This is a genomic window from Flavobacterium soyae (genome assembly GCF_045348165.1).
In the GTDB taxonomy this organism is placed as follows: domain Bacteria; phylum Bacteroidota; class Bacteroidia; order Flavobacteriales; family Flavobacteriaceae; genus Flavobacterium; species Flavobacterium soyae.
The window spans coordinates 4252460-4274338 of sequence record NZ_CP150845.1; the positions used below are offsets into that span (position 1 = coordinate 4252460).

A 21879-nucleotide genomic window follows, 5' to 3' on the forward strand; every position below is an offset into this window, starting at 1 on the left:
CTAATTATTTTGATGCTGCTATTGTAAGTGCTTCTGTTATTGCATTTGGGCCAAGTGTCAGTTTAAAATCGTTGCCGCCGTATGCTTTTGCACCTTTCATTGACAAATCTGCCGCTTTTCTAAATATCTCTTCCGAAACTGTTTTTCCTTTCAGGAATTCTTCTGCTTCAGTTAATCTCCATGGTTTATGTGCAACACCTCCCATTGCAAGTCTAACATCATTTATTACATTATTTTTTAAATCTAAAGCTACAGCAACAGAAACTAATGCAAAAGCATAACTCGTCCTGTCACGAACTTTCAAATAATGCACATTTTTGGTAAAATTATTATCGGAAATTTCAATTGAAGTTATCAATTCTTTACTTTCTAAAGTATTGTCTTTTTCGGGAGTATTTCCGGGCAGGCGATGAAAATCTGTAAATTTAATTTGTCTTTTCCCTTTCGGGCCTTCCACTAAAACAGCAGCATCTAATGCTGCCAATGCTACACACATATCACTCGGGTGAACAGCAATGCAGCTGTCTGAAGCTCCAAAAATAGCCACCATCCTGTTAGAACCGCCAATGGCACCGCAGCCACTTTTGGGAGTTCGCTTATTGCATGGCATATCCGTATTATAAAAATACGAGCAACGCGTTTTTTGCAGCATATTACCGCCAACAGTTGCCATGTGCCTAATTTGCTGAGACGCTCCGGCCGCTAATGCTAAAGCTAACAAAGGATATTTTTCTTTAATGGATGCATCTTCGGCTACCTGACTATTTTTAGCCAATGCACCAATTGAAACTTTTCCGGTTAGAAATTCTATTTTTGCTAAATCTAATCCTGTAATGTCAACTAGTTTGTCTGGAGCTACGACATTCTTTTTCATTAAATCTACCAGATTTGTTCCGCCGGCGATAAACATAGCTCCTTTTTCTTTGCTGATGTTCGATACCGCTGAACTCGAAGATAATGCTTTAATTATTTGAAAATTTTTCATAATTCCTTCCCTCCTTCCTTCACTTCAGTTATAGCATCAACAATATTATGATAAGCGCCACATCGACAGATGTTTCCGCTCATATATTCTCTAATTTCTTCACGGCTGTTGGCATGACCTTCTTTGATACAGGCAATTCCAGACATGATTTGTCCCGGCGTGCAATAACCGCACTGAAAACCGTCATGTTTGATAAAAGCTTCCTGCATTGGGTGCAGCTTTTTTCCTTTTGCAAGTCCTTCGATTGTAGTTACCTGAGCGTTTTGCTGCATGGTTGCCAAAGTCAGACAGGACAAAATTCGGGTTCCGTTTACGTGAACTGTACACGCACCGCATTGACCGTGGTCACAACCTTTTTTTGTTCCGGTAAGCTGCAGTTGTTCTCTTAATAAATCAAGTAAAGTAGTCCTTGGCTCTATATTAAGATTGTGTTTTTTGCCATTTACTTCGATAGAAAGCGGTACAGTTTCTAAATACTCCGCTATTTTTTCATCCCATTTGTTCTCTGAAGCCATAACCAATGAAGGCGGTGCCAGTGCAAGGGCAGTCAAAAGTCCTGATTTTTTTATAAAGTCACGACGGGAATTTGAGTCATTCTCTGTTACTTTATCTGGATTTGTTTTTTTAGAAGCCATTCCATCTCTCTTTTAAATTAGCAAAATCTCTTGGGTATTCTAACAAATTTAACAATCTTAATCCACAAAAAGTTATGAAATTCAAACATTGTGCTTATTTAGAATAATTACAATTTCTGTGTGTATTTTTTAGCGCAAAGCACGCAAAGTTTTTTTTATTTCACATTGTGTTAAGCGTATTCAAAGTTCGCAAAGCTTTGTCAATTCCACCTTTGCGAACTTTGTCTTCATTCGGCATAACGCAAGATAAAAAATCTTTGCGTGCTTTGCGCTAAAAACTACACACAGAAACAGATTTATTATTTACATTGAAAATTGTATTTTTACGAGATTAAGTTTTAACTATGCCAAATCAGCAACATATTTATCTTGACAATAATGCTACAACTCGTGTTGATGAACGGGTTTTAAAAGCTATGCTTCCTTATTTTACTGCTTTCTATGCCAATCCTACAAGCAGACATATTGCAGGATTAACAGTAAACGAAGCCGTCGAAAATGCTGCCTGGCAGACTGCTGATTTGATTAATGCCGATGCTGATGAAATTATTTTTACTTCGGGAGCTACCGAAGCAATAAATCTGGCCATAAAAGGTTTAGCCGATCAAAACCGAAAACATATAATTACTATCCAAACTGAACATAAAGCGGTTCTCGAAACTTGTCGTTTTATGGAAAGTATTGGCTTTGAAGTCAGTTACCTCCCTGTTAATTGTGAAGGGATTTTAGATCTTAATCTTTTAAGTGAAATTATTACAGATAAATCACTGGTTTTCATAGGGATGATTTCTAATAATGAAACAGGTGTCATACAAAATATCAGCGAAATTTCTACGATTCTTAAAAGTAAAAATGTCCTTTTTTTGTGTGATGCAACTCAGGCGGCAGGAAGAATTCCAATTGACGTTAAAACTTTAGGAATTGATCTTTTGACTTTGTCTGCACATAAATTTTACGGCCCAAAAGGCATTGGTGCTTTGTACATTTCGGCGAAAGCCAAACCAAAATTGCTTCCTCAAATTACAGGCGGCGGCCAGCAGCGAAAATTACGCAGCGGAACGCTTAACACGCCCGGAATTATTGGTTTAGGTAAAGCTTCTGAAATAGCTGTAAATGAATTAGAAACAGATAAAAACAGAATTAAAATATTACGTAATAAACTAGAAAATGGTTTACTGCAGTTTGAGGGTTCTTTTGTAAATGGAAATATTCAAAACCGAATTTATAATACTTCAAATATTTGTTTTCCCGGTGTAAATTCAGAACAGCTTATTATGGCTTTGGGAAATATTTCGGTTTCAAATGGGGCTTCTTGTTCGGCAGTTACATCTGAGCCTTCGCATGTTTTAAAAGCGATGGGACTGTCTGATGAGGAGGCTTTGAGTTCGATTCGGTTTAGTTTGGGGAAATTTACTACTTTGGAGGAAATTGATATTGCTGTTGAGCGGGTTTTGAACTTAGCTCGCCAATTGGTTTTGCCACTAAGGCACTAAGTTTTTTTATTTGCTTTGAGAAATAATCTCGTAAAGTCGCAGTCCCAAGGTTTCGGGAGCAAAGTTTTTTATTAGTTGCCTCCAGTTTTAACTGGAGGAGGAAATAGATTAAGGTTTAAAAGGCTTTAGCCAAACTTCGGCTAGTTTGGGCTAAAGCCTTTTCTATTCTTGCTTAGAACCTCCAGCTAAAGCTGGAGGCAATTGAATTAAATCTTAAAAACTTTGCGTTAAAACTGGAGGCAGCTAACAAAAAAACTTTGCGTCTCTGCGACTTTGCGAGATTAAAACATATAGCAAATTACTCAGAAACTAATTTGTTATAATCCTCTTCTGTATCAATATCAATATTACCTTTTTCGAAAGGAATTGAATAGACGTCATTTTGATGCTTTTTAATGATTTTTTTTGCTCCTTCCTGCCCACTCAATTCAAGCAATTCATTAAAATATTTTTTATGGAATAAAACCGGAGTTCCTAAGGTTTCGGAATACGCAGAAGCTATAATTCTTTTTTTGCTTTTATGATAGTGCCTAATTAAATGTTCAAAAATTAAATTGTTAACAAAGGGTTGATCACAAACGGCAAAAATACATTCATTGCTATCAGGTTTTAAAAGCAATAATTCATTTAATCCTTTTACAATTGAAGATGACATTCCGGTTTCCCATTCGGGATTAAAACAAATATTTATTTCTGCAGTATTAAGCTGTTTTTCTACTTCATTATGATTCGCACCTGTTACCACTATAACAAATGAATTGTACACTTTTAAAGCTTCAGAAATCGTGTTCTTTAAAAGAGTTGATCCTTTATATTTTAATAATTGCTTTGGTCTTCCTAATCTTGAAGAATTCCCTGCAGCCAAAATTATAATAGCGGTTTTATATTTAAATTTATCTTTCATAATGAATTTCGTCATGAATTTTACCTGCTTTATATTTTAAAGAAGTCCCAGGCTTTCCAGTCGAAAAAGCTTTAATTTCTGATACAATTGAAAGTGCAATTTCTTCGGATGTTTCTGCTCCAATGTCTAAACCAACCGGACTGTAAATTCGCTCTAATTGTTCTTCACTGACTGTTATTCCTTCATTTTGAAGATCATCCAGCATTCGGTTTAATTTTGTTTTTGGACCGAGAATTCCAATGTATTGACAGTCTGTTTTTAAAAGTAATTTTAAAACTGCTAAGTCGTATTTGTAATTGTGGGTCATCAATACGAAATACGTTTGATTATCAATAGTGATATTTTCCAGAAATTCTTCTGGTTTTAACACATTTACTTTGTCTGCTTTAGGAAAACGTTTTTCGATTGCATGTGTCGCACGTCCGTCGCCAACAGTAATTTTCCAGCCTAAAATTGAAGCTATTTTAACCAAAGGCTGTACATCGTTTCCTGCTCCTGCAATTACAAGTGAAATTGGCGGGTTTATATATTCTATTAAAGCTTCACTTTCGCTTTCTGTTTGAAGTTTTTTTACAATTGATGTTTTAGTTTTCAAGACTTCATGTACATCTAAAATTAAATTTAGAGCTTCATCGTTATGAGACAAAATTTGGCTTTCCTGTCTGTAAAAAAAAATCGTTCCAGACTGCACTGCATTTCTTTTTAAAGAAAAAACAGTAACAATTACGGCTTGTTTTCTTTCTACTTCTAATTGCTGTAAAAGCTGTATCGGATTTTTTGATGCTTCTTCATCAATATATTCAAATAGAATATGTACAATCCCGTTGCAGCCAAGCTGTAAACCTATTTCAATATCTTCTTCATTATTAGTATTGTAGGTAATTAGTTTATTTTGTTTTTGATGAATGGAAAGAAGCGCTTTTCGTAATGCATCGCCCTCAAGGCAGCCTCCGCTTATGGCTCCTGTTAATTCTCCATCTTCTGTAACGAGCATTCGCGCTCCGGGCTGGCGATACGATGATCCTTCAACTTTAACGACTGTTGCCAAAGCTGTTTTTTTTCCTGCCGATTTTGCTTCTGAGTATGCTTTAAGAATTTCGCTGATTTCTTTCATAAAAATAAATGCCATCAACAGAAATTTGTATTGATGATTCTTTGATACTCTAAAAATAAAAAATATTATAACTTAAAGACCGTAAAGTCATTTAAGTTTATAATATTCTTAATTAAAATAGGTTTGGTTTATTTTTTTAGGTCTAAAGAATAGTTCAGCTTCGATTTTATTATTTTTCTTTCGCGATCCAGCATATAGATTTTTTTTGTGTCTGTACTTAAATAGCCATAATACGATTGCTTTTCGACGGGTTTGTCCCAATTTAAAACAAAAATTGTTCCGTCAGGATCGTTTTCTAAACCTCGTTCTGTATTAAAATTTCCTTTTTCAACGAACTCTTTTTCAGGCGATTTTCCTTTGTAAATACTTGATAATTCAAACTTTTGCCCTTCCATTGTCCCGTTTCCCTGATAAATTTTAAGAACGGTTTGAATGCCGCTGCAATCTGCACAAGGCAGTAAACCTTCATAGACCAAGGCGTTTTCGGCTGTACTTTTTTCAACTTTTGTGCTTGTTGAATCTATTACTTCGGTCTTAGTATTTTCTTCATTTTTTTTACTGTTGCAAGACAAAAATTGAACTGCGGTGATTAGCAAAATCAATACATTTTTCATATTCGTAAATTTTAATATTTTTTCAAATTTAAAGAATTTTCTTATAAGTAAAAACTAAGCCTGTCAACTTTTAAATATCTTAGGATTATACTTAACAAAGTATAAACAATTATTTTTTCTTACATTATCATTTATATTATGAAGTTTTGTATTTTTATCAATAACAATATATTTTAGTTAACTTAAATAAAAGACTACATGGGAAAATTTGTAATTACTAAAAGAACCAATGGTGAATTTCAATTTAATTTGAAAGCTGGTAACGGCCAGACAATTTTGACTAGTGAAGGCTATTCGACAAAAGCAGCTGCCTTAAACGGAATTGAATCTGTTAAAACAAACTCTCAGGACGATAATCGTTATGACAGAAAAGAATCTAGTAATGGCAAACCTTACTTTAACTTAAAAGCCAGCAACGGACAGAATATTGGTGCAAGTGAAATGTATGAAAGCACTGCTGCCAGAGAAAACGGAATCGAGTCAGTAAAAAAGAACGCTCCTGATGCCGATACAGACGATCAAACGGTTTAATTGTGAAAAGATATAAACTAAAAACGAGGCTCTAAAGCCTCGTTTTTTTTTATATATGACCAAATTTTATTTTATAACGGTCCAGTTCTTCTTCTGTTTTGTTTAAAAGTTTTTCCAGCAGTTTTATTTTATCTTCATAAAGTTCTTTTAAAGCTTCGTCACTGCTTGAATTAATTAAGATACTTCCGTTATTATTATTTCCTTTTACGGTATTATAGTTATTGAAATATCTCTGACTGTCAAAACTAATAATATCTTCTACACTAACTTCTAAAATCCGGGCTATTTCTACTAATTTAGCGTAAGATAATATAGTTCTTCCTTTTTCTATTTTACTATAACCTGCCTGAGTGACACCAAGTTGATCTGCCATATATTCCTGAGTATAATTTTTTAACTCTCTAATGTTTTTAATTTTATTTTTTATTGAAGTTGCCATAAGTTTGATTTGGAGAGGGCGTGTGTAACTTAAACAGCCGCAACTAAACTTAGCTTAGAGGGGTATTGCAGCTTTATTTTTTGGATAATTACAATTCTGTTTCATGTAGGCCGATGAAATAGAATTTGTTTATTTTTTTCTAATTATAATTATGAAACCATATACAAGGGCAATAATTATAAAAGCCAGATCGTAACCGGAAATCTCATTTAATACCTGGTCCATTACGATATTTAGTTTGTAGTTTTTAAAACCCGTTCGAATTCTAAATTTAAATACTGATCGATTTGTTTTCCGATCATTGGCCGGTCTAAAGCGTCTATTTTTACTTTTGTTTCTTTTTTGTAGATGTCTTTTACAATAACAAAATAATCGAATTCTGTTTTGTTGTTAAATCGCAGGATAATTAAAAAAGAATAACACAATAGAGTTGGTATTAAATAATACAGCTCCATTAAACTGGTAAAAATCATGCAATAATAAGCTAAAGCAGTTACGGCCATAAAAGCGCCGTTTTCAAAAAGATAAGTTTTCTTTTTTTTGAGCAGTCCAAGTTCTACAATTTCATTAAAATTGTACTGCCATTGTTTTGACCCGTACTGAAACTGTACCTGATCGTGAGTGAGGGAAATGAACATAATGATAAATAATTAAATCTCTTTAAAGAAAGCCTGGTGAGAAAGCTGTCTAAAAAATTGTTTTCGGCTTAAATGAATAACTTGAAAATGCTGCAGTGGTAAACAGCACATCGTTTCACAATATTACGCATAATCAGCTTTTTTTTCTTACAAGTCAGCTTATAGAATATAACCAGAGGTTGTAATTAAATCTAATTATAAATTTTACCTTATGATTTCAAAATCCAATATGGCGTTTTACTTATATAAGTAATGCATAAAAAAAGCCACTCCTTTATGAGGAATGACTTTTAGACAGGATAAAGTTACAAAATTTATTTTAAACCGTCGACTCCGATATGAGTTGGGATTACTTCTTTTATACTTCCGTCTGGATTAAACTCTAATTTATCGATGCAGACTTCACGATGAAATCCTCCTGCGTCTCCCATTTTAATTCCGGTTGGATAAGAAAATCTATGGTAAACAAGATACCATTGGTCTTTATTTGGAATTTGCAAAACTGAATTATGCCCCGTTGCGTGAATTCCAATATCTGGTTTTCCCTGAATCACAATATTATTTTTCGGAATCTCAATTGGTCCTAAAGGCGATTTTGAAGTTCCGTACCTAACTTTATAATTCGGGCTTCTGGTATCATCTTCACTCCACAGGAAATAATAAATTCCTTTTCTGTAGAATATATAAGTTCCTTCTCGAAATGAATCATTAACAGCAATTACTTTAGTACTTCCTTTTTTAAGGGAAACCATATCAGCATTCAATTCGGCGACACCCATGTACATATTACCCCAGTATAAATAGCTTTTTCCGCTTACCGGATCTGTAAAAACATCAGGATCTATTTCCTGACCATCTTTTATGCCTTCAGGCTTTGTGCTTATTAATGCTTTTCCGCTGTCTTTAAAAGGCCCATTCGGATTATCCGAAACTGCTGCACCAATTTTTTGCGCTGCTGTGAAATAATAAAAATACTTGTATTTTCCTTTTATCTTTTTCTCTACAATACAAGGTGCCCAAGCATTTCTGTTTGCCCAGCTTACATCTTTTCTAAGGTCAAGAATAATTCCTTCGTCTTTCCAGTCTTTTAAATTATCTGAAGAAAATGTCTTGAAGTAATTTCCCGACCAGCCGTCAAAACCGTCGCTTGTTGGGTAGATATAATATTTTTTTGTTTTGTTTGAGTACAGAATTTCCGGATCAGCGTAATAACCTTCTAAAACCGGATTATTATTAATTTTTGGGTATTTTGAAGGCAATCCCCATTTGTCTGTAATTCTTTTTAATTCAGAGCGTGTTATAGGCAGAATCGTTCCGTGACGCGGATTAAAATCCATCGAAATATCATTATCGATTACAGTAAAGTTTTCTAAGTCTTTGGTTTTTGTAAACTGATATCTCCCTTTTCTATACACATCATACATCAGGATATATTCGTCTGAATTGTTTAGTTTGAAAACGCCTGAGCCTTCAACTCCTTCATTTGTCTGCTGTAAATAATTATCATTTTCTGTCCATTTTCCCGAAGTCAAATCAGTTGTTGCAGCCGATTTTATTCCAGCCGTTTCAGTTTCGGTTTTATAGAAAAGATGATAAACTCCGTCTTTTTCAATTATATCTCCGTCAATGCAGGCTTTTTCAGATTTTGGAACAAATAATAATTTGGGCGCGCTTTCCAGAGCTGTGAAATCTTTATTCGCATAAGCGTAATAAATTTTATCTGGCCCTCCGCCATATTGCAGACTAAAGTAAATTAAATATTTTCCGGCTTTAGCATCATAAATAGTCTGCGGTGCCCAAACTCGTTTTAAATTTTCGTTTCCCGAAAAAGCCGTTTGAATATTTACCACGCTGCTTTTCCAGTTTACTAAATCGGTACTTTTTAGCAAGACCATCGCACGATTACTGTCCCAGCCTTTTGATGAAGTCATGTCGGTTAAAACCATATAAAAGGTTTTTCCATCGTCGCCTCTTAAGATATGCGGATCACGAACTCCTCCGGTTGAACTGATTATTTTACTGTCTAAAACTGGTTTATTATCGTTGAGATGGTAATAATGATAACCGTCGGCACTTACGGCAAAACGAACGGCTTCTTCTTCAACAGAATTTCCGGTAAAGTATACAAACAAATAGGCTGTTAAGTCTTTTTCTGCAATTACGGGCGGAACTCCTTTTGTATTCTGGGCTTGTAAAAAATTAAAAACCGTTAAAAATAATACAAGACTAAAATGCGTTTTCTTCATTATTTTTTACTTTTTAATTGATATAAAACAGAACTGTGCGGTCTTAAATCGGCAGAAATAGCGGTTGGTGCTTTAGATTTTTCATTTGTCCATATATTCAAAACATCAGCTTCGCCCGAAATACCAAGATCTGAAAGATTTACCGAAACATTTTGCGATGCCGTATCTGAAATATTAAATAATGCCAGATAAATACTGCCGTCTTTTGCATTTTTTGAAGTCACTGCAATTTTACCATCTTTCTGGAAAAGCTGTTTTACAGCTGTGCTTTCGTTATGCATTTTTACCACATTTTTATTGGTTAATAACGATAAAGTAAAAGCGTCATTACTTGGTAAATCTCCGCCAAAAAACAACGGTGATTTGAAGATATTGAAAAACGTGATCAGCGTGTATTGTTCGTCTTTTGTTAAACGAGTCATTCTGTCTTCGCCTCTTTCTCCTCTTACTGAAATGCGACCAAGCGGAATCATATCACAATCCGGCCAGGTTCCCGGAGCAATATGCGGGTACCATTTTTGCGCAACATCCATTAAATGGGTAATGTGAGGCCAAGTGTCCCAAACGTCGTCAACCATACGCCACATGTTCGCGTGTGTAGTTACGTGCGGCGCAGCTTCGATTGGAGTTTCTCCCGGCGAAGTACTTAAAACAATTTTGCGTCCGCATTTGTCAATGGCATTTCTAATTAAGTTGATTTCGCCTTCGTGATATGGTCTTGATAAATCATCGATTTTAATAAAATCAACTCCCCATTGTGCATACAATTCAAAAATAGAATTGTAGTATTCCTGTGCTCCCGGTTTGTCGGCAACAATTGTATAATTGTCTTTTAACCATTCGCACTGCAAAGCGGTGCTGTAAATTTGATCTGCTGTAACTCCATTTGCTCCTTTTATTGGCAGTTTGTCTTCCACTGCTTTTTTAGGGATTCCACGCATAATATGGATTCCGAATTTTAATCCTTTTTTATGGATATAATCTGCTAAAGGTTTGAATCCCTGCCCGTCTTTTGCTGACGGAAAACGGTTTACAGCCGGAAGATATCTTCCGTATTGATCGATTACATAACGAGGATCTGTTTGGTTATAACCTCCTGCTTTGTCATTTTCTACAAACCATCGAATATCTACAACGACATATTCCCAGCCAAATTTCTTTAAGTTCTTTGCCATATAATCGGCATTGGCTTTTACTTCGTGTTCTTCAACAGTTGGTCCATAACAATCCCAGCTGTTCCAGCCCATTGGCGGGGTTTGCGCCCATTGCTTAAATTCGTCTTTTTTGAAAACTGTTTTTTGGGCATTGGCAGAAACCGATACCAAAACTACTCCTAAAGCAAGGGCAATTTTATTCTTAATTTTCATTATAATGTGGTTAGATGTTAATAAATGTAAAATTTACACTTCAAATATAATAAACTTTAACCATAAAATGCAATTAACCTGTCTGATAAACCAAAATACAGACAGGTTAATTGACAATCTGAAAAAACTAACTAATATTCGTTTTTTTGTAATTAGCTCCAGTAGAGCATATTTATAGATCATGTATTATATTCTTCAAATAAAGCTCCAGCGGAATGGCGCCTCTTCAGTTTGAACAAATTCTGCCCAATGGGGTCCGTTCACATAAATATCTGATTTTCTTATAAATATATCGTCCCGCTGGGACTTAAAAATTAATCTCCTAAAATAATTACTTTACATTAATCGTAACTTCAACCGGCTTTAACCATTGACTTGTAAAAGTTACTTTTATTGGCTGTGTTTCTCCTGTAGATTGAATGTAGGCTGCGATATGACCGTGAAATACTCGCTGTACATTATCTGTATAATCTGTCATGTCGCTGTTGTTTCCTGCTTCAAGTCCTAATAAAGTTCCCGGGCCGGTTATCGTACAGGTTACTTCGTTGTCTGAAAGCATTACAGGTAAACCGTTTTGATCTTTTACCTGAACCATTATTTTAGCAACGCCCTTATCTTTAGAAATTGTGATATTTTTATCTGCAATGGTTAATTCAACTGGCTGCTGCGTTGATATAATGGCATATCTGCTTACTTCTTTGTCGTCTTTGCCTAATCCGATTACTTCTAATTTTCCTGAAGCAAAAGGAATATCCCAATACATAATTCCTGTTTTTTCGTCGTAAAGTTTGGTTTCACCAACTACTTTTCCGTTTAATTCTAAACGTGCTTTTGCTGCATTGGTATAACAAACTACGCGAATTTTTTCTCCGTCTTTATAGTTCCAGATTGCCCACGCATCTTTAGAAATGTCTTTTTCATTTTTTAATGGATAAGTTCCAATATATGCCATTGGTTTATCTGACCATAATGACTGACGGAAATATCCTCTTGGTTTAATAACGCCGGCAAAATCAACTAAACCTGAGTAAAACCCTCTTGAAGGCCATCTTCCAGATTCTCCTAAATAATCAATTCCTGTCCATAAAAACTGTCCGAAAATATGTTTGTTATTTTTTACCGCCAGCCAAGGATCCATATCATGCACATTTTCACTTCCGAAAATGACTCTGTTTGGATATTTTTCGTGATCTGATTGGTATTTGCTTTCTGTATAATTGTATCCTGTAATGTCTAAAGCACCTGGATATTCTGTTTCGTTAGACATTGCAACTCCAGCTAATCCGGCAGTCGTTGGGCGTGATTTATCGTATTTTTTTACTGCAGCTACCAAACGTTTTGCAATTGCCCCAAGACGCATAGCATCTGGTGCATCTTTTTTGTAACCTCCGTAAGCTGCCTGCCCAAAACCGTCTTTTCCTTTATCTAAAACCGGATGCGAGTATGGATCGTTTGGATAATCTACTTCGTTACCTATACTCCATCCAAAAACAGATAAATGATTTCTGTCGCGACGCACAAAATCTTCTAAATCTTTTTCTGCATATTCTGCAAAAATATCAAACGAACCTTCGAATCCAGGAGTTCCGTAATTCCAGCCTTCTAACCATTTACGTTTAGGAAATTCCCATTCGTCATAAGCTTCGTTTAACACCAAAATTCCTAATGCGTCACAAAGTTCATAGAAAACGGGCGCTTGCGGATTATGGCTTGTACGAATTGCATTTACGCCTATTTCTTTAAGCGTTTTAAGTCTTGTTTCCCAAACTTCGCGAGGAACGGCTGAACCCAAAACCCCTGCATCGTGATGCAGACAAACGCCTTTCATTTTCATCCATTTTCCGTTTAAGGCAAAACCATTATTTGGATCGAAAGTAAAGGTTCTAAAACCGGTTTTTGTTACGGTTTGGTCGATTTGTTTCCCATCTTTTAAAACGGTTGTTTTAAGCTGATATAAATTCGGGTTTTCTAAATCCCATATTTGAGGATTTTTTACGGTTAATTTCGTTGAAATTTTTCCGCTTTGATTGGCGGAAACTTCAATTTTTGAAGAAGATTTTGCGACCGATTTTCCTTCATTTGAAATCAATTCATTTACAATAGTAAGACTTGATTTTGCTTTTGAGCCGTTTTCTACATCAACCTCAACATTTAAAGTTCCTGTTCCGTTTTTTACTTCGGGATAAGCATAAACTCCCCATTGCCCGATATGAACCGGATTTGCATACACCAGCCAGACATCTCTGTAAATTCCTGAACCGGTGTACCAGCGTGAATCGGCACTTTGACTGTGGTCAACTCGAACAGAGATTGTATTTTCTCCTCCAAATTTTACATATTGAGTCGCATCATAGGCAAAAGAAATATAGCCGTTTGGTCGTTTTCCTAACGAATGTCCGTTGATGAAAACTTCGCTTCGGTTGTAAACGCCTTCAAAGTATAAATAGACTTTTTCTCCGCTTTTGCTCTGCGGAATATTTACTGATTTTCTATACCAGGCAATTCCTCCCGGAAGATATCCTGTACAGCTTGCCAGCGTTGGACTCAATTGTCCTTTTACGCTCCAGTCGTGCGGTACATTTACCTGCTGCCATTTGCTGTCGTCAAAGGCTGTGTTTTTTGCATCCGGAGTTTCCTGAAGATTGAATTTCCAGTTGTCATTGATTTTTTGAGAATCTCCAAATGATATCTGACTAAATGCTGATAAGCACGAGAAGAGAAGTACGGGTAATATGATTTTTTTTCTAAACATTTTTTTTAGTTAATTTTTGTTTCAAGTTTCAAGTTTCAAGTTTCAAGTTCCCCGCAAACGTGAAACCTGAAACTTGAAACTAACTTCATTTTTATTGAAACTCTCCCACAAATGTCACTACAGACCTTGCTGGAATTTCTAAATCATTAATTTTCTGAATTGCTGCTCTTTTTAGATTTGAATTTTCAGATGTTATGTAAGGCGTTAATTCGTTGTTTTTAATTGTTCCTTTTGATAATTCGAATTTGTATTTTTGGGGAGATTTTCCGCAGTTGACTGCTACTATAATCATTTTTTTATTGGCTGTGTCTTTATAAGCAGTCAGCATTACATCATTTGCTGCATCTAATTCGTTTTGGTTTGGAACGTCAATTCTCAACATTCCGGGACGAACAAAAAGAGAATAATTTCCTAAAGCCCAAAGCAGTTTTGAATCATGGAATTCTCCATCGTTTCTAACATAATTAGGTTCGGTTCCTCCTTTGCTTTTTCCGTCGTCAAGATAAATTAAACCATCTTTGTAATCAACTCTGGTTATCGATGTCCACCATTGCCATGAAGCTGCGTTGGCAACTGCAATATCGTTGTGAATTAAACGTGCTGCGAATAAAGCAGTCTGCATTCCTAAATCTCTTCCTCCGCCTGAACCTCCTGGTATTTCAGCTTCTCCCGGATTTTCTAATATGCAGTATTCAGACTGCCAATATTTTAATCCCGGATTTTGTTTAATATTTGCAGCAATTAACTTTCGGCTTAAAACCTGTTTTTCAACCGGCCATGTCGTAAAATAGCTGTGGCCCAAAATGACATTTTTTACATTTGGAAGCTTGGAAATATTCGTTTTTGTTTTTCCGAAGAAATAATCGATTTGATTGTCTCGATTTTCAGCATTTACATTTTCATATAAATAATTGATTTGTCCGGCTTCGGCAATCACAATTTCGGTACTCATTTTATTAGCTTTGAGTTTTTCTGAAAGTGATTTGGTCAAAGCATAAATTTCGTCATTTGTCGCCGGCGTTCCTTCCTGACTGTTTTTGTCGCCATTATTAGCCATCCATTCCCATTGCGGTTCGTTTATTGGACTCACATAATCGAATTTGATTCCTTCTTTTTTCTCCAACCCCTGAATACTTTGAACTAAGAAATCGGCAAATTTTGGAATTGCACCATCTTTTAGATTCAGTTTATTCTTTTGGGATGCAAAAGATAATCCGTTGTTTGTCATAAAAACCGGCGGACTGTTTGTGAAAATCAGGAATTTATCGACACCTCGTTTTTTAGCTGCCTGCAAAAACCATCTCTGCCCTTCTTGTTTCGAAAAATCATAAGTTCCGTCGGCATTTAAAAAACATTCGCTTCTTCTCCATTCGTCAGAAACTTTGCTGTTTTCTCCTTGTTCTGTACTTCCGGCACCGAGATTAAACCGCCAGATCGAAAGTCCAATTCCTTTTGGATTTCCTTCTGCATCAATTTCTTTGCTAAAAAGTAAATCGGCAATGGCGTTCTTTTTCTTCTCCGGCCAATTTTTACCCACAAACTGGGTTCTCCAGGCATCAGAACCTCCAAAACCATCCATGATTTGTACAACATTATCTGTGCTGATGATGGCAGTTCGCTGTGCAAATGACAGCGAACTTGTTATCAATAAAAGCGAGATATATATTTTTCTCATTTATTTTTTTGTTTTTCTTATTGTCGCATTTTTTTAACGCTCAGTTTGTCATTCCGAGGAACGAGGAATCTCACTAGAAATTCCGCAAAGTATGTCGCCAATCTTTGTCGATTAACGAGTGCGATTTCTCCTTACGTCGAAATGACAAAAATTGCGGATAACATGAATGCGTAAAATATCTTACTTATAACTTCCAACGTAGGTAACTACAGCCCTCGCAGGAATTTGAATATTAGCAGCATCAACAGCGGTTCCTTTTTTCAGGCTTAAGGTTTCAGAAGTTGTGTATGGCGTTAATTTATTATCGGTTAATGTCCCTCCGGCAAGGTTTAATTTATAGGCTTTCGCCGATTTGCTGATGTTAACAGCAACAACAACCAGCTTTTTATTTGCGACATCTTTGTATGCAGTTACCATTACATCATTAACAGAAGCGGCATTATCTACACTAGGAATCTGCACTCTTACCATTCCCGGTTTTACGAAAAATGAAAAATTTCCTAATGCCCAAAGTGTTTTTGAATCTCTAATATAACCATCATTTTTGCAATAATCTGAATTTCCGGCACCGTTGCTTGCGCCATCGTCTACGTGAATTAAACCGTCTTTGTAATCACCGCGGCTAATAGCTGTCCACCACTGCCATGAAGTAACTCCTCCAACCGCAATATCTGTATTGATAATACGAGCTGTCCAAAGTGCCAGCGACATTCCTAAATCTCTTCCTGCTCCTGCTCCGCCTGGTAATTCTGCAGTTCCCGGATTTTCCAGAACGCAGTATTCAGATGACCAAAGGCTTATATTTCCGGCTCCCTGAATTCCTGAAGCCGCTTTTTGTCTTGAAGAAACCATTTCGCTTAAAGGCCATGCCTGCCAGTAACTGTGTGCAGAAATAGTTTTCTTTACGTTGCTTAATCCACTGATTTTTTTAGCTGAATTGGCTCCAAAGAAATAATCGATTTGGTTTGATCTGCTTTCTTTACCCGAAACTGTTTTATACAATGGTTCATAAGCACCTGCTTCGCCAACTACAATTTGTGCTGCAACTCCTTTTGACTGTAATTTTGGAGACAGAATATTTACAAAGCTGTAAATATTGGCATTTGTCGCAGGAGAACCTTCCTGATTTGTTCCGTCCCACTCGTATTGCGGTTCATTAAACGGACTTACATAATCGATTGTTAAACCTTGCTCTGTTTTTAATTTATCTAAAGAATTTGCCCAGAAATCAGCCAAATCTGGCATTTTTCCATCTTTTAAATTGTAGAACTCTTTGATGGTTGCGTGTGCTTTTCCATTTTGGGTTAAGTAAACCGGCGCACTATTTGCAAAAGCCAGTAATTTTTCAACACCGCGTTCTCTGGCAGCTTTCATAAACCAAACCTGTCCGGCTTGTTTGTTCATATTATAACTTACACCATCTGTTGTAAAACATTCTGTACGTCTCCATTCATCCGTAATATCGCTGGCATCGCCTTGCTCTGAACTTCCTGCTCCCAGATTAAAACGCCATAATGATAACCCGATTCCTTTTGGGTTTCCATCGGCATCAAAATCTTTGCTGAACAATAAATCGGCTATTTTGTTTCTTTTGTCTGAAGGCCAGTTTTTTCCAATAAAGTTACACTGCCATGCATCAGAAGCTCCAAAGCTTTCCATTGTTTGAAGATTTGCATCCAGATTGATACTTAATTCTGCTGCAGAAGATCCTGAATCTGAATCTCCGTTATTTTCAGAGTCACAGCTTACTAAAAAAGTATTTGCGAAAAGTAAGCCTGCACATAGCAGACTTACTTTATTTTGTTTGTTAAACTTCATTTTAATAACCAGGGTTTTGAGTAATTAATCCGCCGCTTAAGTCAATTTCTAACTGTGGTATTGGCCATAATAAATTTTTAGCCGGACTAAAATTGATTCCTTTGTCTTGTGATTCTCTGGTATTTGTAGTTTCATACGGATCTGTAGAATTCAAATTGTATTGAACAAAAGTCCCATTTGGCCCCATTAGAGATTCGATTACCGGTCTTCCGGTTGTTGGGTCTTTTTCACGACGAATATCAAATAAACGTAATCCTTCAAAAGCTAATTCTAAACGACGCTCTTTGTAAATTTGTTTTAAAAGCGTTGGGCCAGAAATTCCTGTTTTTGGAGTTAACTGAACACGCGCTCTGATGATATTAATATCTGCCAAAGCATCTCCGCCTGTATGGTAGTTGGCTTCTGCTCTTGTTAAATACATTTCTGCCAGACGAATCAACGGAACATTTAATGGTAAGTGTCCGTCTTTTTTATCTAATGCACGACGTGTTGCTATTGGAATATAATATTTACGGCAGATACGTCCTGATTTATTATCGTTTAAGCTGAATTTATGTGTTGGATTTAAAACTTCATCCCCGTAAGCGGCTTCTCCCCATTTTGTAATGGTGCTTCTGCGGCGAATAACATCATTTTCAGATAAATAAGCGTTTTCTAAATCACTGGTTGGCATACACCATCCCCATCCGTCAATAACATCTGCGGCATCATTACTTGGAAAATTTTTCTTGTCTTCACCTCTTGCTCCGGAGAAAGTAGGTAACATAGACCCTAAATTTTTGTCTTGTACAGATGATGACTGCGCTTCAAGAATTGATTCAACTCCGTTATGATTGTTTACATTCCATATATTTAAGAAATCAGATTCTAATTGAAATGGTCCTTCAGTAATTACTTTGTTTGAATATAATTTGGCATCAGCCCATTTTTCCTGAAATAATGTAACACGAGCCAGTAATGCATATGCAGCCCATTTGTTTATTCTTCCGTTTCTTGCTACAGGAGCGCTTTCTAATTTTGCTGCTGCATCTTTAAGGTCTGCTTCAATTTGAGCATAAACATCTGCTGCAGAGCTGCGCTGTAAATTCAAGTCGCCTGTTCCTAAAGATTTTGTATATAAAGGAACTCCGCCAAAAAGGTTTACCAATTCGTAGTAGCAATACGCACGGGCAAATAATGATTCTCCCATATATTGATTTTTTTGAGAATCAGAAATTGGTGATAAAGCCATTTTCTCTAAACCAATATTTGCCGATTGAATCGTATAGAAATGCGCTGTATAAATGCTGTTCATAGCTCCCATATTATCAGGAGTAACTAAATACTGCGCACAAGGTCTGAATGCTCCGCTGTCTTGACCTGTATTCCCCATCCAGGCATCATCTGTCGCGGTTTCGCTAACTAATCGAGGAGCAAGTAAGGTATACCAATCATTAGTAATTAACAATCTGCGGGTTAATTCGTTGGTATAATTTTCACATTCCTGTGCAGTTTGAAAATAATTTTCTAAAGTCTGCGTTCCTCTTTCTTCTTTTTCGATAAAATCGTCACAAGAAACTGTAAATACAGCTAAAGCTATTATGGATACTATTATTTTTTTCATGATCGTTTTTTATTAAAATGCAACATTAAGACCCATCAAAATTGTTGGCTGTACAGGATAATTCCATCCGCCAAAACCTGATCCTTTAACACTGTCCCCTTTATTAGGATCTCCACCAGCTACCTCAGGATCAACCCCTGTGTAGTTTGTCCATGTCCATATGTTCTGACCTGACAATGATAATCTCAATTTATCTAAACCAAATTTGTTGTAGAATGAATAACCTAACTGTAAGTTTTTCAAACGTACAAATGAACCATCTTCAACATACAATGAAGAGAATTTAGTGTAGTTCTCATTATTGTCGTCTTTTGATAAACGCGGAATGTAGTTTGAAGTACCTTCTCCATGCCAAGCCATTTGATCTAATCCGTTTACTTTGTTTGTTAGACTAGCTCCATTGTATAAATCTGAAATGTTTTGGTTTACGATATCATTTCCAATACTTGAATAAAAGTTTGCTACTAAATCAAATCCTTTATAACCAAAATTGAAATTCAAACCTACATTGTAATCTGCCCAAGGAGAACCAATTTTTGTTCTGTCTTTTTCGTCCAGTTTTCCGTCACCGTTAACATCTTTAAAACGAACATCTCCTAACTGTGCATATGGTTGTAATTTTGTACCATGTTCGTCTGTATGAGAATTTAACTCTGTTTGATTTTGGAATAAACCATCAGCAACATATCCGTAGAAATATCCCGGTTCTTCGCCTTTTACAGTTAAAGTTCTGTTGCTTGATCCGTATAATTTTTCTCCCTCAGATGATAATGACAGCATTTCGACATTTACAGTTGTAAAAGTTAAGTCTACACCATAAGAAAAATCGCCTTTTTTATCTTTATATGAAAGCAATAAATCGATACCGCTTGACTGCATTGAACCAACGTTTGTCCACATTGTAGAATATCCAGGGAATCCGCTGTATGTTGGAAACTGTTTTAGGAATAACATATCGTTTGTTTTCTTTTGATAGTATTCTAATGATCCTGAAAGTTTATTTTTCCATAATCCGAAATCAATTCCAAAGCTGACATCTTCAACCGTTTCCCATTTAATATCTTTATTGGCCATAGAAGAAGGGAAAGAAGTATCGACAACCTGCCCGTTAATTATATAAAATCCCTGTCCGATATTTGACTGATAAACAGCACTTGGTAAATTTTGATTTCCTACTTTACCCCATCCTGCTCTAAATCTTAAATCGCTTAATACGTCTTTTGTTTTTTCCATAAACCCTTCATTTAAAATTCTCCATGAAACTGAAGCTGAAGGGAAATTTGCCCATTTGTTATTGGTCATAAATTTTGAAGAACCATCTCGTCTGAATGTTCCTGTAAAATAATATTTACCATCGTAATTATACGAAAAACGAGAAATGTAAGACATTAAAGAACTTGACCAGCTGTTACCGCCGCTATTACGGTTTTTAGTCGCAGCATTTAATTCTCTCATAGATTCTGAATTGTTAGGAACTCCTTCTCCATAACCCCAAACATCATTTCCGTTATACTCCTCCATAGTGTTACCAATCATTAAAGAAGCATTGTGTTTGTCTGCAAATGTTTTGGTATACGTTGCAGTATTCTGCCATGTCCAGTCTACATTGTTTGTTGCTTTTCTTTCGATGGTATTGATTTCAGCTTTTTCGTGTGCCGCGTCAATTTCGAAATCCGGAGTAAATTTGCTCCAAATTTTATCTCCAACTTCAACAGAAGCCTGTGTACGAATTACTAAACCTTTTATTGGTTCATATTGTAAATATCCGTTTGTATTTAAGTTGTACTGATCTGTGTAATCATCATAACGGTTTACGGCTGCAACCGGATTCCATACATACGATGGAGAACGGGCGTAAATACTGTATTCATTTTCTAATCCTGTTAACTGACTGGCAGGTTTGTAAATTGGCGTAATTGGATCAATTTTATCAAAATCTGCCCAGTTTCCAGGAGATCCCCAAGTTTCATAACGAGGGTTTAAAGTGATTCCAGCTGAGAATTTATCAGAGAATTTAAAATCATTTGCAATTCTCATCGTTACTCTTTCCCATCCGCCTATTCCGTACATAGACTCTGAGTTATAGTAATTCAGACTTATCGCATAAGTATGTTTGTCTGAACCTCCGCTTACTCCAAAAGAGGCATTGGTAACAGGTGTTCCTGTTTTAATTCCGGCTCTCCACCAGTCTGTTGTTTTTCCTTTATACTGAGAAGGATTTGGCAGATAATCTGAATAGCCTGAATTGTTGTATGCTGTATTCATGATCGTTGCATAACCTTCGGCATCAGCCATATCATATGGGTTTTTCATAATCTGCATACCAGAACTCAAATCAAAATTAAATCTGGTTTTACCTGCTTTGCCCTTTTTAGTCGTAATCAGGATAACTCCGTTTGATGCACGAGAACCATAAATTGCACTTGCAGAAGCATCTTTTAAAACTTCCATAGACTCAATCTCATTATTGCTTAAGAAATTGATGCTGGTTCCCATTGGGATTCCGTCTACTACATAAAGCGGGTCTGTACTTAAGTTTACAGTAGAAATTCCACGAATTAAAACTCTTGGCTGCGCACCGGGACCTCCCTGTCCTGTAACCTGAACTCCGGAAACTTTTCCCTGCAATGATTCAGTTACGTTACCTACTGTCATAGTTTGTAATTCTTTTCCTTTTATAGAAGAAATAGAACTCGTTACAGTGCTCTTTTTTACAGAAGCATAACCTACAACCACAATTTCGTCTAACGCCTGGCTTGATTCCTGAAGAATGACATTGATCTCGGTTTTATCGCCAACAGCTAAAACCTGAGTTGTAAAACCTACAAATGAAAACTCAATTTGAGCATTTTTGTTTGGAACATTGATTGTATAATTCCCGTCAAAATCAGTTGCTGCAGATGTTGAAGCTCCTTTTACATTTACGTTTACTCCGGGAATTGGTACATTTCCTTTGTCCTTAACAGTTCCTTTTATTTTTATTTGTCCAAATGATACAGCTGTACACAAAAGGGCAATAAAAAACCATATATATTTAAATTTCATATTTAGATGTTTTATTTATT

16 protein-coding genes are annotated in these 21879 nt (G+C 36.0%); 2 read left to right on the top strand and 14 right to left on the bottom strand.

Annotated elements, in window-relative coordinates:
- Nucleotides 1-4: 4 nt before the first annotated feature.
- Both AABD74_RS17985 and AABD74_RS17990 read right to left on the bottom strand, forming a co-directional pair.
- The gene (locus AABD74_RS17985; protein WP_406843802.1) at nucleotides 5-985 is read right to left on the bottom strand and encodes an FAD binding domain-containing protein; all 981 of its coding nucleotides are present in this window, start codon (nucleotides 983-985) and stop codon (nucleotides 5-7) included.
- Nucleotides 982-1620 (bottom strand): 2Fe-2S iron-sulfur cluster-binding protein, encoded by a 639-nt coding sequence (locus AABD74_RS17990; protein WP_406843803.1) that lies wholly within the window; start codon nucleotides 1618-1620, stop codon nucleotides 982-984. The genes AABD74_RS17985 and AABD74_RS17990 overlap by 4 nt, the downstream gene beginning before the upstream one ends.
- A 344-nt stretch (nucleotides 1621-1964) precedes the next feature.
- Between AABD74_RS17990 and AABD74_RS17995 the strand changes: the two genes are divergently transcribed.
- Complete coding sequence (locus tag AABD74_RS17995) at nucleotides 1965-3113, top strand: cysteine desulfurase family protein (protein WP_406843804.1); 1149 nt, start codon at nucleotides 1965-1967, stop codon at nucleotides 3111-3113.
- Between the two features lie 298 nt (nucleotides 3114-3411).
- Here AABD74_RS17995 and AABD74_RS18000 read toward each other — a convergent pair whose 3' ends face one another.
- From AABD74_RS18000 to AABD74_RS18010, 3 genes are all read right to left on the bottom strand, one after another.
- On the bottom strand, nucleotides 3412-4032 hold the full coding sequence (locus tag AABD74_RS18000) for an NTP transferase domain-containing protein (RefSeq protein ID WP_232682592.1): 621 nt from the start codon (nucleotides 4030-4032) through the stop codon (nucleotides 3412-3414).
- Nucleotides 4007-5146, bottom strand: a complete 1140-nt coding sequence (locus AABD74_RS18005) for an XdhC family protein (protein ID WP_406843805.1) — start codon at nucleotides 5144-5146, stop codon at nucleotides 4007-4009. Before AABD74_RS18005 ends, AABD74_RS18000 begins: the two co-directional genes overlap by 26 nt.
- Nucleotides 5147-5259: 113 nt before the next feature.
- Nucleotides 5260-5745 (bottom strand): copper resistance protein NlpE, encoded by a 486-nt coding sequence (locus AABD74_RS18010; protein WP_406843806.1) that lies wholly within the window; start codon nucleotides 5743-5745, stop codon nucleotides 5260-5262.
- Between the two features lie 198 nt (nucleotides 5746-5943).
- Here AABD74_RS18010 and AABD74_RS18015 point away from each other — a divergent pair, with 198 nt between their 5' ends.
- Complete coding sequence (locus tag AABD74_RS18015) at nucleotides 5944-6276, top strand: YegP family protein (protein WP_232682595.1); 333 nt, start codon at nucleotides 5944-5946, stop codon at nucleotides 6274-6276.
- A gap of 49 nt (nucleotides 6277-6325) precedes the next feature.
- Here AABD74_RS18015 and AABD74_RS18020 read toward each other — a convergent pair whose 3' ends face one another.
- The 9 genes from AABD74_RS18020 to AABD74_RS18060 all read right to left on the bottom strand — a co-directional run bounded on the left by AABD74_RS18020 (nucleotide 6326) and on the right by AABD74_RS18060 (nucleotide 21859).
- Nucleotides 6326-6715, bottom strand: coding sequence for a helix-turn-helix transcriptional regulator (locus AABD74_RS18020; protein WP_232682596.1), 390 nt, complete (start codon nucleotides 6713-6715; stop codon nucleotides 6326-6328).
- A 233-nt stretch (nucleotides 6716-6948) separates the two neighbouring features.
- A complete protein-coding gene (locus AABD74_RS18025) occupies nucleotides 6949-7353 on the bottom strand; it encodes a hypothetical protein (RefSeq protein WP_232682597.1) in 405 nt (134 codons plus the stop codon).
- A gap of 314 nt (nucleotides 7354-7667) precedes the next feature.
- Complete coding sequence (locus tag AABD74_RS18030; protein ID WP_406843807.1) at nucleotides 7668-9599, bottom strand: family 43 glycosylhydrolase; 1932 nt, start codon at nucleotides 9597-9599, stop codon at nucleotides 7668-7670.
- Nucleotides 9599-10966 (bottom strand): glycoside hydrolase family 27 protein, encoded by a 1368-nt coding sequence (locus tag AABD74_RS18035; protein ID WP_232682599.1) that lies wholly within the window; start codon nucleotides 10964-10966, stop codon nucleotides 9599-9601. Before AABD74_RS18035 ends, AABD74_RS18030 begins: the two co-directional genes overlap by 1 nt.
- Before the next feature lie 331 nt (nucleotides 10967-11297).
- On the bottom strand, nucleotides 11298-13718 hold the full coding sequence (locus tag AABD74_RS18040) for a sugar-binding domain-containing protein (RefSeq protein WP_232682600.1): 2421 nt from the start codon (nucleotides 13716-13718) through the stop codon (nucleotides 11298-11300).
- A 91-nt stretch (nucleotides 13719-13809) separates the two neighbouring features.
- Nucleotides 13810-15393 (bottom strand): glycoside hydrolase, encoded by a 1584-nt coding sequence (locus AABD74_RS18045; RefSeq protein ID WP_406843808.1) that lies wholly within the window; start codon nucleotides 15391-15393, stop codon nucleotides 13810-13812.
- Nucleotides 15394-15573: 180 nt separating this feature from the next.
- Nucleotides 15574-17211 (bottom strand): glycoside hydrolase, encoded by a 1638-nt coding sequence (locus AABD74_RS18050; RefSeq protein WP_406843809.1) that lies wholly within the window; start codon nucleotides 17209-17211, stop codon nucleotides 15574-15576.
- A gap of 1 nt (nucleotide 17212) precedes the next feature.
- A complete protein-coding gene (locus tag AABD74_RS18055) occupies nucleotides 17213-18814 on the bottom strand; it encodes a RagB/SusD family nutrient uptake outer membrane protein (RefSeq protein ID WP_406843810.1) in 1602 nt (533 codons plus the stop codon).
- Nucleotides 18815-18826: 12 nt separating this feature from the next.
- Entirely contained in the window at nucleotides 18827-21859 is a 3033-nt protein-coding gene (locus tag AABD74_RS18060) for a SusC/RagA family TonB-linked outer membrane protein (protein ID WP_406843811.1), read from the bottom strand.
- Nucleotides 21860-21879: the final 20 nt, after the last annotated feature.